At 73.9% G+C, this 12,194-nt stretch carries 11 protein-coding genes; 7 read left to right on the top strand and 4 right to left on the bottom strand.

Annotated elements, in window-relative coordinates:
* The first annotated feature begins 5 nt into the window (after window positions 1–5).
* From lnt to Asera_RS22630, 4 genes are all read left to right on the top strand, one after another.
* Window positions 6–1,619 (top strand): apolipoprotein N-acyltransferase, encoded by a 1,614-nt coding sequence (gene lnt, locus Asera_RS22615; RefSeq protein ID WP_425305951.1) that lies wholly within the window; start codon window positions 6–8, stop codon window positions 1,617–1,619.
* Window positions 1,620–1,622: 3 nt separating this feature from the next.
* The gene (locus Asera_RS22620; protein ID WP_030445995.1) at window positions 1,623–2,105 is read left to right on the top strand and encodes an FxsA family protein; all 483 of its coding nucleotides are present in this window, start codon (window positions 1,623–1,625) and stop codon (window positions 2,103–2,105) included.
* Between the two features lie 170 nt (window positions 2,106–2,275).
* Window positions 2,276–3,223: a tyrosine-type recombinase/integrase gene (locus Asera_RS22625; RefSeq protein WP_051802171.1), complete on the top strand. Its 948-nt coding sequence runs from the start codon at window positions 2,276–2,278 to the stop codon at window positions 3,221–3,223.
* Between the two features lie 54 nt (window positions 3,224–3,277).
* A complete protein-coding gene (locus Asera_RS22630; protein ID WP_030445997.1) occupies window positions 3,278–3,928 on the top strand; it encodes a pyridoxine/pyridoxamine 5'-phosphate oxidase in 651 nt (216 codons plus the stop codon).
* Between the two features lie 39 nt (window positions 3,929–3,967).
* Here the strand turns inward: Asera_RS22630 and Asera_RS22635 are convergent, their stop codons facing one another.
* Entirely contained in the window at window positions 3,968–5,698 is a 1,731-nt protein-coding gene (locus Asera_RS22635; protein ID WP_051802172.1) for an acyl-CoA dehydrogenase family protein, read from the bottom strand.
* Between the two features lie 115 nt (window positions 5,699–5,813).
* Here Asera_RS22635 and Asera_RS22640 point away from each other — a divergent pair, with 115 nt between their 5' ends.
* Both Asera_RS22640 and Asera_RS22645 read left to right on the top strand, forming a co-directional pair.
* Complete coding sequence (locus Asera_RS22640; RefSeq protein WP_084131366.1) at window positions 5,814–6,872, top strand: patatin-like phospholipase family protein; 1,059 nt, start codon at window positions 5,814–5,816, stop codon at window positions 6,870–6,872.
* Window positions 6,873–6,962: 90 nt separating this feature from the next.
* Window positions 6,963–7,550 carry a DinB family protein gene (locus Asera_RS22645; protein WP_211255562.1) on the top strand — a complete coding sequence of 196 codons (588 nt, stop codon included), beginning with the start codon at window positions 6,963–6,965 and terminating at the stop codon, window positions 7,548–7,550.
* On the opposite strand, the gene Asera_RS22650 is transcribed toward Asera_RS22645, so the two are convergent.
* From Asera_RS22650 to Asera_RS22660, 3 genes are all read right to left on the bottom strand, one after another.
* Window positions 7,532–8,197, bottom strand: coding sequence for a thymidine kinase (locus Asera_RS22650; RefSeq protein WP_030446001.1), 666 nt, complete (start codon window positions 8,195–8,197; stop codon window positions 7,532–7,534). The genes Asera_RS22645 and Asera_RS22650 overlap by 19 nt on opposite strands.
* Window positions 8,198–8,277: 80 nt before the next feature.
* On the bottom strand, window positions 8,278–9,633 hold the full coding sequence (locus tag Asera_RS22655; protein WP_030446002.1) for an MFS transporter: 1,356 nt from the start codon (window positions 9,631–9,633) through the stop codon (window positions 8,278–8,280).
* Between the two features lie 189 nt (window positions 9,634–9,822).
* On the bottom strand, window positions 9,823–10,596 hold the full coding sequence (locus Asera_RS22660) for a glycerophosphodiester phosphodiesterase family protein (protein ID WP_030446003.1): 774 nt from the start codon (window positions 10,594–10,596) through the stop codon (window positions 9,823–9,825).
* Window positions 10,597–10,726: 130 nt separating this feature from the next.
* Between Asera_RS22660 and Asera_RS22665 the strand changes: the two genes are divergently transcribed.
* On the top strand, window positions 10,727–12,166 hold the full coding sequence (locus tag Asera_RS22665) for an Hsp70 family protein (protein ID WP_051802173.1): 1,440 nt from the start codon (window positions 10,727–10,729) through the stop codon (window positions 12,164–12,166).
* Window positions 12,167–12,194: the final 28 nt, after the last annotated feature.

The raw sequence follows: 12,194 nt of genomic DNA on the forward strand, positions 1-12,194 counted from the left end.
AGCGCGTGACCGCATCCGAGCAGCTGACCGGCGAGACGACCAGCCCGCCAGACGAGACGCCGGCCGTCGATGCGCCCCGCCGCCTGCCGCTGCCGGCCGCGCTCGCCGCCGCCCTGGTCGCCGGGTTCGCGCTGCTGCTCGCCTTCCCCCCGTACGGGATGTGGTGGGCCGCGCCGATCGGGGTGGCCCTGCTCGCGGTCGCCTGCCACCGCCGCCGCGCCCGCGGCGGCGCGCTCGCCGGGCTGGTCACCGGTGCCGCGCTGTTCATCCCGCTGCTGAGCTGGACCAGCATCGTCATCGGGCACTGGCCGTGGCCGATCGTGCTGGCCCTGGTCGAGGCCTGCTACCTGGCGCTGATGGGCGCCGCCGCGGCCGCCGCCAGCCGGCTGGTCGACCGGTACCGGTGGATGTGGCCGCTGTTGACCGGTGCGCTGTGGGTGGCGCAGGAGGCGCTGCGCGGCCGGGCGCCGTGGGGCGGCTTCCCGTGGGGCAGGGTGGCGTTCAGCCAGCAGGACGGGCCGTTCGCCGGGCTCGCCGCGCTCGGCGGCGCCCCGCTGATCACCTTCGCCGTCGCCGCCTGCGGCGGGCTGCTGGCCACCGCCGCCTGGCGCCGCTGGCGGGCCCGGCGGCCCGGCACCCTGCCCCGGGCCGCCGCCCTGACCGCGGCGGCCGTCCTGGTCGCGCTCGCCGGCCTGGCCGTGCCGGCCACGGCGCCGCATGGCCGGCAGGTACGCATCGCCGTCGTGCAGGGCAACGTGCCGCGGCTGGGCCTGGAGTTCAACGCCCAGCGCCGCGCCGTGCTCGACAACCACGTCGACGCCACCCTGGCGCTGGCCAAGCAGGTCGACGCCGGTACCAGGGCGCGGCCCGACCTGGTGGTGTGGCCGGAGAACTCCTCCGACATCGACCCGTTCCGCAACCCCGACGCCTACCAGCGCATCGACCAGGCCGCCACCGCCATCGGCGCACCGATCCTGGTCGGCGCGGTACTGGAGGGGCCCGGCGACCACGCCCGCAACGCCGGCATCGTCTGGACCCCGAAGAGCGGGCCGCAGCAGCCGATCTACGTCAAGCAGCACCCGGTGCCGTTCGCCGAGTACATCCCGCTGCGCTCGCTGGCCCGCAAGGTCACCAAGAAGGTCGACCTGGTGCGCTCGGACTTCGTCGCAGGCCACCGGACCGGTGCGCTGCGCCTGGGCCCGGCGACGGTCGGCGACGTGATCTGTTTCGAGGTCGCCTACGACGGGCTGGTGCGCGACACGGTCACGCACGGGGCCGACCTGCTCACGGTGCAGACCAACAATGCCGACTTCGACACCGCCGAGTCCCGCCAGCAGCTCGCCATGGTGCAGGAGCGGGCCGTCGAGCACGGCCGGCCGGCGCTGATGGCCTCCACCGTCGGGGTGTCGGCGTTCGTCGACGCGGACGGCAGCGTGCACGACGCCACCCGGTTCAACACCCGCAGCGTCATCGAGACCACCACCCGGCTGGGGGAGGGCACCACGCTTGCCACCCGGCTGGGCGCCATACCCGAAATGGTGCTCGTCGCCGCTGCGCTGGCCGGCCTGGTCGCCGCGGCCGGGCTACGGTGGAGTGGCCGAACCCGAACCCGGAGGTGACCCGTGCGGCTCGTCGCCGTCGCTCTCGTGACGCCGGTGCTGCTGGCTCTCGCCGAGCTCGCCGTGCTGCTGGGCGTCGCTCATTTCCTCGGCCTGGGCTGGGCGCTGCTGATCCTGCTCGCCACCTCGGCGGTCGGTGTCGTGCTCGTCAGCCGGGTCGGGCCGCGTGCCTGGCGCCGGTTCCGCGGCGCGCTGAACGAGGGCCGTCCGCCGGGCGCCGAGGCGACCAACGGGCTGCTGGCGCTGGCCGCCGCCGCGTTGATCGCCTTCCCCGGCTACCTCAGCGACGTGGTGGGCGCGTTGCTGCTGATCCCGCCGGTGCGTAACCTGGCCGCGCGCGGCATGCAGGCCGCGGCCGAGCGACGGTTGTCGCCCGATGTCGCCGGCCAGGTGTTCGGCCCCCGCACGGTGCGGGTCCGCCAGCACCGGCACGAGACCGCCGACACCGAGGCGCCGCTGGAAGGCGACATCGTCGAACCCCGCTGATCAGGCCGCCGCCCGCGATCACCTGCCGGGCGACCACGTCGCGCGCCTCGGGTTCGGACCGCCTCCGCACGACGCCGAAGGCGATGTCGTTCCAACAGGATGCCCGGCCCGGTCCGCGGGCCGGGCCACACGCAGCCTGGCCCGGCCCGGGTCCGGCTAGGCTCGCGGAGGTGAGCGAAGCCTCATCCGCACCCGCCACCGAACTGGTCGTCGTCGACGCGCAGATCACCGCGCCCGCCGCGCAACCGAGCCCGGCGCAACGGCTCGCCGCGGCGTTCCTGCTGTCGCACCACGGCAACACCCGGGCCGCCTACACCCGCGACCTCGCACACTTCTTCGACTGGTGCGATACCGAGGGCATCGACGTACTCGCCGCCCGGCGGGTGCACCTGGACGCCTACCGCGCCCACCTGGACGAGCTCGGCGTCGCACCGGCCACCCTGGTACGCCGGCTCTCCGCGCTGTCCGGCTTCTACGCGTACGGGCAGGACGAGGAGCTGATCGCACGCAACCCGGTGCAGCGCGTGCGGCGGCCGAAGGTCGGTGACAACGTGCAGTCCACCGGGCTGTCCGCGGACGAGGCGAGCCTGCTGCTGCGCGCCGCCCACCGGCACTCGCCTCGCGCCGAGGTCGTCGTCACCCTGCTGCTGCTGTGCGGGCTCCGGGTCTCCGAACTGGTCGGCGCCACGGTCGCCGACCTCGGATACGAGCGGGGGCACCGGGTGCTCACGGTGACCCGCAAGGGTGGCCGCAGTCAGCGGATGGTGGTGCCGCCGCGCGCCGCGGCGATCCTGGACGACTACCTCGCCGGCCGCGACGGCGGGCCGCTGGTGGTCACCGCCACCGGCCGGGCGCTGGACCGGTACGCGATCTGGCGGCTGCTGCGCACCCTGGCCGCCGACGCGCTGCCGCACCTGGCCGACTCGCTGCACCCGCACGACCTGCGGCACGCCTGCGCGACGCTGGCCCTCGAGGCCGGCGCCAGCCTGCACGACGTGCAGGATCTGCTCGGGCACGCCGACCCGCGCACCACCCGCCGCTACGACCGGGCCCGACACAACCTGGACCGCTCGCCCTCCCACCGGTTGGCCATGCTGTTCGCCGACACGGAACGCTGAGCGCGCAGGCTGACTGGGCGCGGCGCCGAGGGCGCAGGCTGGCAGACTGCGGTGGTGAGCCTTCGCCCGCTGTTGCGCGCGCTGCCGGTGTTCGACCGGCCGCTGCCCACCTTCGACCCGTCCACCGCGCCGGCCGAGCCCACTGCGCTGTTCCGGGACTGGCTGACCGCGGCGATCGACGCGGGGGAGCCGGAACCGCACGCGATGAGCATCGCCACCGTCGACGCGTCCGGCCTGCCGGACAGCCGGGTGCTGATTCTCAAGGACCTGACCGCGGACGGGTTCTTCTTCGCCTCCGAGTCCGGCAGCGCCAAGGGCCGGCAGCTGGCCGCGAACCCGCAGGCCGCACTGGGCTTCCACTGGAAGCTGCCCGCCCGCCAGGTCCGGGTGCGCGGCCGCGTGCACCCCGCCGACGCCGCCACCAACCGCGCCGACTTCGTCGCCCGGCCGCTCGGGTCACGGGCGGCGAGCCTGCTCGGCCGGCAAAGCGAGGTTCTCGCCGACCCGGCCGAGCTCGACGAGGCGCTGCGCACCGCCCACCGCGTACTCGACGTCGCGCCCGACACGGTGGCGCCGCAGCACACCGTCTACCTGGTGCGGCCGGTGACGGTGGAGTTCTGGCAGGGCGACGCGGCCCGCCGGCACGTCCGGCTGCGGTACCGGCGCGACGGCGACCGGTGGCGCACCGACCTGCTGTGGCCCTGACCAACGCGCCCGGCCGTCGGGGCTGCCGGCGCGGGCCGGTCAGCTCAGCGGGGCGCCGTCGACCAGGGCGTCGAAGTAGGTGTCGGCGTCGGCGCTGACATCGGCGCCGGACAGCCGGTCGGCGCACCACAGCGCCGCGACCGCGGCGGCGCGCTGATCGCCCCGGTCCGCCTCGTACAGCGCCTGCTCGAGCAGCAGCGCCGCCGCGTAGGCATCCGCCAGCTGCAGGGCAAGGGTACGGGCGCCGACGACGACGCGCCGGGCGGTCGGATCGGTGGCGACCGCGTCGGTGGCGGCGCTCAACCGGGCGTGCGCCTCCGCCAGCGCCGTACCGGCCGGGTCGAGCCACCGCCCGCCCGCCTTGCCGGCGTCGGATGCCGCGGCGGCGATACGGGCCAGCAGCGGCCGGTGCGCGCCGCGGCCGGCGATCGCGCGCGGCAGGTCCAGTGCCAGTACGTTGGTGGCGCCTTCCCAGATCGGCAACACCTGCGCGTCGCGGATCAGCCGCGGGATGCCGGTGTCCTCGACGTAGCCGGCGCCGCCGAAGCACTCGACGTACTCCGAGGCGGAGGAGACGGCGAGCTTGCCGGTGGCAAGCTTCGCCAGCGTGGCGGCGAGCCGCAGCTCGGCGGCGGCATCCGCGTCGCCGTCCACCTCGATGCGGCCCAGCAGCGCGAACCCGTGCGCGGCGAGGGCGTGCGCCGCCTCCGCGTGCACGGCGAGCCGGCCCAGCGTGGCCCGGTGCAGCGGCGCCTCGGCCAGCGGCGCGCCGAACACCCGCCGCTCGCCGGCGTAGGCGCGGGCCAGCCACAGGCCGCGACGCATCCCGGCGGCCGACGCGGCGGCGTTGTGCAGCCGGGCGATGCGCAGCAGCGTCATCATCCGGGCCACCCCGTGCTCGTCCGGTTCCCCGACCGGCAGCGCGTACGCGCCGGTCAGGCCGATCTCCGCGGTCGGCAGCGCCCGGGTACCGAGCTTGTCCTTGAGCCGGTGCACCCGCACCCCGGGCGCTGGCGCGTCGGCGGCGAGCCCGGCGCCCAGTGGCGAGTCCGCGGCGTAGCGCGGTACCAGGAACGGGCTCAGGCCCGTGCCGCCCTCCGGGGTGGCGAGCGCGATCGCCATCGCCGAGTCGGCCGCCGAGCAGAACCACTTCTCGCCGGTCAGCCGCCACCCGTCGCCGTCGCGGCGGGCCACCGTGGTACTGCCGGAGACGTCCGAGCCGCCCTGCGCCTCGGTCATCCACTGCCCGGAGGTGATGGCGACGTCCGGGTCAGTGGCGGTCAGCCGGGGCAGCCAGGACTCCCGCAGCGCCGGGTCGACCTCCGGGCGTGACAGCAGCGCGCTCGCCCCGTCGGCCATCGCCAGCGGGCAGTTGAACGTCGCCGACTCCGGCCCGTACAGGTAGAGCAGCGCGTACTGCACGACCCGGGCTCCGGCGCCCCACACCGACCGGGCCTGCGGCTGGTACGGCAGCGCCACCACGGCGTGCCGCGCCGCTGCGGCGCGCAGCGCCTGCCAGCCGGGCGCGGTCTCGATCCGGTCGATGCGCGCGCCGAACGGCCCGTACCGGTGCAGCACCGGCGGGTGCGTCTCGGCGTCGGTGTGTGCCGCGCGCAGGCTGTCGCCGATCTCGGCGGACAGCGCGGTGAGGCGGCCGCGGGCGGCGGCGTGCCCGTCGGCGCCGAGCAGCCGGTCCAACCAGCTGCGCAGCACCGGGTCGGCGGCGTACACGTCGGGCAGCTCGGGCATGGTCTGCACGTACCGGTTCATGGGTGCAGTGTGCCAGGCCTGGTTACCGACGAGTAGACCGCACGGCGAACTGACCGGTTTGTGCAGCTGGCGACTAGTCTCGACAGGGTAGGACCGAGACGCCGGAAGGGCCACCATGATCGACGACGCGCACTACGCGGACCTGGTACTGGAGGGCGGCGGGGTCAAGGGGATCGGGCTGCTCGGCGCGATCGAGGAACTGGCCGATCAGGGCCTGAGCTTCCCGCGCATCGCCGGCGCCTCCGCCGGCGCAATCGTCGGCGCGCTGTGCGCCGCCTGCCAGCAGTCCGGCCGGCCGGTCTCGGAGCTGGTCGAGGTGATGGAGACGCTGGACTACCGGTCGTTCGCCGACCCGACCGTGCTCGACCGGTTCGGACTGCTCGGCAAGGGCATCGAACTGCTGCTGCACGACGGTGTCTACAAGGGCGACGTGGCGCTGCACTGGATCGAGCAGCAACTCGCGCAGCGCGGCGTGCGCACCTGGGGTGATCTGCGCATCGACGACGACCCCGGCACCTCGCTGCCGCCGGACCGCCGGTACCGGCTGGTGGTCGTCGCCTCGGACCTGTCCCGCGGCCAGCTCGTCCGGCTGCCCTGGGACTACCGGCACTACGGCCTGGACGCCGACGAGCAGCCGGTGGCGCTCGCGGTGCGCGCCTCCATGTCGTACCCGTTCTTCTTCCGCCCGGTGACACTGACCGCCGGGCACGGGCTGGGGGAGTGCACCCTGGTCGACGGCGGCATGCTGTCGAACTTCCCGATCGACGTGTTCGACCGCACCGACGGCAAGCCGACCCGGTGGCCGACCTACGGGGTGAAGCTGTCCGCCCGCCCGGCGGCCCGGCAGGTCAGCCACCGCGTGGACGGCCCGATCGACCTCGCGTTCGCCGCGCTGCACACGCTGCTGGACGCGCACGACGCCTACCACCTCGACGACGAGGACACCACGGCGCGCACCCTGTTCGTCGACACCGACGGGGTGTCCACCCTCGACTTCGACATCGACCGGGAAACCCAGCAGAAGCTGTACACGGCCGGTCACGCCGCGGCGCGCAGGTTCCTGGCCCGGCGCACCGCCACCATCCCCAGGTCGCGCACCACCCCGACCGACGACGACGCCACGACGGACGGCGGGACGCCCGAGCCGGGTGACCGGCAACGGGACGGGGCTTGAGCAACACCGCTCGCCGCTGCCGGCTGCGGCAAGAGGATGCGGGGTCGGTAACCACCGAGCCCTGGAGCTGACGTGGCCGTGCATGACCCCGTGACCCGCGACGTGCTCGCGATCTTCGAAGCCGTGCGATGCCGGCTGTTCGAGCGCCTCGAGGGCCTGACCGACGACGAGTACCTGTGGGAGCCGGTCGGCGACAGCCTCAGCATCCGCCCCGGTGCCGACGGCGTCTTCCGGGTCGCAGAACCGATACCGGAGTCCGCCCCGGGTGTGCCGGACCCCGTCGCGACGATCGCGTGGCGCAGCTGGCACATCGGCAGCCTCTGCCTGCGCGGCTACGTGCTCAACTGCTTCGACGACGTCCCCGAGCTCGGGGACCGCCACGCGTGGCCGGGCACCGCGACAGGGGGCGTCCAGGCGCTCGCCGAGGACTGGGAGCGCTTCGTCTCCCGCATCGCGGCTCTCGGCGACAAGCGCCTGGTGGAACCGATGGGCCGCGGCCCCGGCGGTTGGGCCGACGAGACCTACCTGGCGCTCACGGTGCACGCGCTGGACGAGGTCGCGCATCACGGCGGCGAGATCGGTCTGCTGCGCGACCTGTACCTGCGCGCCGGTTCGCACCGGGTGGGACCGCAGCAGAGCGCCCTGGTGGCGCCGCCGGTTCAGCCCAACGGAAGCTGACCGGCCGCCGGCGCCGACGGACCCAGATCGCCGGAGCGGTAGTGCGCCCGGCACAGCACCTGGTAGTGCACCGGGTCGTCGCGTCCGGTGTCGCCGGTCAGCACCTGCTCACCCTCGCGTACCACCCGGTTGCCGACCACGCGGGCGTTGAGCTGGCCGCGCCGGCCGCACCAGCACAGCACCTCCACCTGCAGCTGGTACACCCCGTCGGCCAGCTCCAGCAGCCGCTTGGTGGCCGGGAACAGCTCGCTGCGGAAGTCGGTCGCCAGCCCGAACGCGTACACGTCGACGTCGGCGTGGTCGACCAGATCGGCCATCTGCTCGACCTGATCCAGCGAGAAGAACTGCACCTCGTCGCAGATCAGATAGTCCACCCGCGCGCCCAGCGCCCACTTGCCGCGCACCAACTCCCGCAGGTCCAGCTCGTCGGTGACCTCGATGGCGCGGCGGTCCAACCCGATCCGGGTCGAGATGCGCGCCGCGCCGGACCGGTCCAGCCGGGTCAGCAGCAACCCGCGGCGGCCCTGCCGGGCATGGTTGTGGTCCATCTGCAGCGCCAGCGTCGACTTGCCGCAGTCCATCGGACCGTGGAAGAACTTCAGCCGGGCCGGCTGGTAGGTGTCGCCCCGCGGTACCGGCCGGGCCAGCGCGCTGAGGTCGTCGAGGTCGGATGTCACGAGCCGCAACCTTATCGGGACTGCTCCAGCGGGCCGATGCGGACTGTCGGTCACAGCAGCCGGGGCGGCGTGTTACCGGCCGCGGTGATGGCGCGGCGCATCGGCACGAACGCCAGCAGGATCAGCCCGGCCACGAAGAAGACCAGCAGCGACACCACGCCCAGCCGGTAGCTACCGGTCAGCTGGAACACCAGCCCGAACAGCAGCGGGCCCAGCCAGCTGGTGCCCTTGTCGCCGATCTCGTACAGCCCGAAGTACTCCGCCTCCCGGCCGGCCGGCACCAGCTGGGAGTACAGCGAGCGAGACAGCGCCTGGCTGCCGCCCATCACCAGTCCGATACCCGAGCCCAGCGCCACGAACAACACCACGTTGTGCGCCGGGACGAAGTACGCGCAGCCGACGACCACCACCCACAGCACGAGCGACAGCAGCACCGACTTCCACGCGCCGATCAGCTTCGCCAGCCAGCCCAGCAGCAGCGCCCCACCGAACGCGAGGAACTGGATGACCAGGATCGTCGCGGTCAGCGTGTCGGTACCGAGCTTGAGCTCCTCGGTGGCGAACACGCTCGCCTGACTGAGCACCGTCTGGATGCCGTCGTTGTAGATCAGGTACGCCACCCAGAAGAACAACGTCAACGGGTACGCCCGGAGCCCGGCCAGCGTGTGCCTCAGCTGCCGGAACCCGTCCAGCAGCCCGCCGGAGCGTCCGGTGTGCGCGGTACCGGGCCGCTCCCGCAGCAGCAGCAGCACCGGCACCGTGGTGAACACCGCCCACCACAGCCCGGCCGACACGATGCACCAGCGCGCCACCGTCAGGTTGGTGCCGAAGGCGAACACCGCGACCAGGTTGCCGGCCAGAAGCAGCCCGCCGCCCAGGTACCCGATCGCCCAGCCGATCGACGAGATCGAGTCGCGCTTGTCGGCGCCGGCCAACTGCGGCAGGAACGAGTTGTACACCACCACGCTCGCGCCCAGGCTGATGTTCGCGACCAGAAACAGCGCCCCGCCGAGCAGGTACCGGCCGCCGCCGACCGTGACCATCCCGATGGTGGCCGCCGCACCGAGGTAGGCGAACACGGCGAGCAGCCGCTTCTTGCGCGCCGACCGGTCGGCGACCGCACCGACGATCGGCAGTACCACCACGGTCAGGATCACCGACAGCGACACCAGGTAGGCGTAGAACGCGCCCGGCGCGACCGGGATGCCCAGCGGGTGCAGCCGCACCCCGGCACAGCTGCCCGAACCGCAGCCGGCCGCCTGCTTGGCGACCGCGGTCAGGAACGGCCCGAGGAACACGGTGATCACCGTGGTGGCGAACGCCGAGTTGGCCCAGTCGTAGAAGTACCAGCCGACGCGTTCGCGGCGGCTGCTGGTCAGCTCGCTCGCCGGTGCGGTGGTGCTCATGCTCGCCGTCTCCTGCCGTCGGCCCACCCGGGGCTGCCACCGCGGACCCGGGAAGCGGCCCGGAAGTGCCGGACCGGGCCCCTCCCGACAGCCGCTGCGTCGATCATGCGGGTGCCGTCAAGCCCAGAGACTGGTGGGGGCCTCATGATCGGCTGCGCCGGGCGCGTTCGAAGGCCCCGCACCAGCTTCTCAGGCGTCCCATTGGCCACGAGCGAGTAACACTTCCCGCAGTACCTCGATGCGGTCGGTCATGATCCCGTCGACGCCGAGGTCCAGCAGCCGGTTCATCTCGTCCGGTTCGTCGATGGTCCACACGTGCACCTGCACCCCGAGCCGGTGCGCGTAGGTGACGAAGCGGCGGTCGACCACCCGCAGCGGCCCCATCCGTACCGGCACCTGCGCGGCCGGCACGCCCGGGGTCAGCCCGAGCATGCTGCGCCCGGCCACCGACACGGCGCGCAGCCGGGCGATCGCGGACGGGCCGAGCGAGGTCGCCAGCCGCGGGCCGAGCTCGCGGCGCACCGCGGCGAGCCGCCGGTCGGAGAACGACGCCACCAGCACCCGCTCCACCGAGCCGGTCGCCCGGATCGCCTCGACCAGCGGCCGCACCGCCGACCACGACTTGACGTCCAGGTTGAACCGCAGCTCCGGCCACGCGTCGAGCACGTCGACCAGCTTCGGGACGGCCTGCTCGCCACCGACCCGGATGGTCTCCAGGTCGGCCAGCCGCAGCGTCTCCAGCGCGACGTTGCGGCCGGCGAGGCGGGTCAGGTCGGCGTCGTGGAAGATCACCGGCACACCGTCGGCGGTCGCCCGCACGTCGGTCTCCAGGTACCGGTAGCCGAGGTCGGCGGAGCGCTGGAACGCCGCGGCGGTGTTCTCGTCACCGTCCGCCGCGCCGCCACGGTGCGCGAACGCCAACGGCGACGGTGCGTCCAGGTACGGGTACCGACCGCTGTGGATTCTGGGCTCCTGCTGGCTGTTCACCCGCCGAGTATCCCTGTCCGACACCCTCGTTTGTCGACCCGCCCCGCCGGCACACCGGGCACGGGCGCACGGGCAGTATCGTGTCCGGCGAGGAGGGAGATCTTGTATGCGCGTGCTCGGAATCGACTTCGGCACGTCGAACACGGTGGCCATGCTCCGAATGCCCGATGGGCGGGTTCGGCCACTGTTGTTCGACGGGTCACCGCTGCTGCCTTCCTCGGTGTACCTGGCCCCCGATGGCCGGATGCTGGTGGGGCGGGACGCGGAGCGTAACGCCCGGGTCGACCCCACCCGGTTCGAGCCGAACCCGAAGCGCCGCATCGACGACGGCACGGTGTTCCTGGGCGACCAGGAGATCCCGGTGCCGCGGGTGATCGCCTACGTGCTGGAGCAGGTGATCACCGAGGCCCGCCGGCAGATCGGCGGGATGCCCGAGCAGCTGCGGATGACCCACCCGGCCCGGTGGGGGGAGCGGCGCCGCAGCCTGCTGGTGGAGGGTGCCCGGCTGGCCGGGCTGCCCCGGCCGCAGCTGATCGCCGAGCCGGTCGGCGCCGCGTCCTACTTCACCGCCGTGCTGGGCACCGCGGTGCCGGTGGGCCGGTCGCTGGCCATCTACGACCTGGGCGGCGGCACGTTCGACGCCACCGTGGTGCGGCGCACCCAGTCCGGCTTCGAGGTGCTGGCCGAGGAGGGGCTGCCCGATGTCGGCGGCCTCGACTTCGACCACGCGATCATCGAGCACCTCGGCAAGACGTACTCGCAGTCGCATCCCGACCTGTGGGCCCGGCTGATCAACCCGCGCGAGTCCGGCGACCGCCGCTACCGCCGGATGCTGTACGAGGACGTGCGCGGCGCCAAGGAGATGCTCTCGCGCACCTCCAGTTCCGACATCCACCTGCCGGCGCTGGAGGTGGATGCGCACATCACCCGCGAGGAGCTGGAGTCGCTGATCCGCCCGCACCTGGAGCGGACGGTCGAGTGCCTGCAGCGCACCATCTCCGAGGCCCGGCTGACGCCCCGGGACCTGGTCGGCATCTTCCTGGTCGGCGGGTCCAGCCGGATCCCGCTGGCCGGCCACCTGGTGCACACCACCCTGGGGGTGGCGCCGACCGCGCTGGAGCAGCCGGAAACGGTCGTGGTGGAGGGCTCGCTCGCCGTGGGCGGCCCGCCCAACCAGCGGCCGGCGATCCCGCCGCGGCCGGTGCAACCGCAGCACCGGCCGCCGGTGCGTCCGGCCCCGGCCGGCAACCGGCCACCGGCCCGGCCGGTGATCCCGAGCCCGCCGCGGCCGGCACCGACACCGGCGCCCCGGCCACCGGTGCAGCAGCCCGGCCCGCGTCCGCCGCAGCCGGCACAGCTGCGACCCGCTGCCGCGCCGATGGCGGCGCCGCAACGGCCGATGCCGGCGGCGCCCGCCCCGGCCGCGGCCGACGACGGCTCCGGCCGCAACTGGTACCAGGAGCCGGCGGTGGTCGGCACCCTGGTGGTGGCGGTCGTGCTGGTGCTGGCGTTCGTGGGCCTGCTGGTCTACGCGGTCGCCCGCTGACCGGACCGGATCACGGTGCCGGCAGCAC

The sequence above is a fragment of the Actinocatenispora sera genome, assembly GCF_018324685.1.
Classification (GTDB): domain Bacteria; phylum Actinomycetota; class Actinomycetes; order Mycobacteriales; family Micromonosporaceae; genus Actinocatenispora; species Actinocatenispora sera.

Bases quoted from the DNA above. Each gene is read 5' to 3' on its own strand.
- Asera_RS22665 (WP_051802173.1), top strand. From the start codon at position 10,727: ATGCGCGTGCTCGGAATCGACTTCGGCACGTCGAACACGGTGGCCATG.
- Asera_RS22640 (WP_084131366.1), top strand. From the start codon at position 5,814: ATGATCGACGACGCGCACTACGCGGACCTGGTACTGGAGGGCGGCGGG.
- Asera_RS22635 (WP_051802172.1), bottom strand. From the start codon at position 5,698: ATGAACCGGTACGTGCAGACCATGCCCGAGCTGCCCGACGTGTACGCC.
- Asera_RS22655 (WP_030446002.1), bottom strand. From the start codon at position 9,633: ATGAGCACCACCGCACCGGCGAGCGAGCTGACCAGCAGCCGCCGCGAA.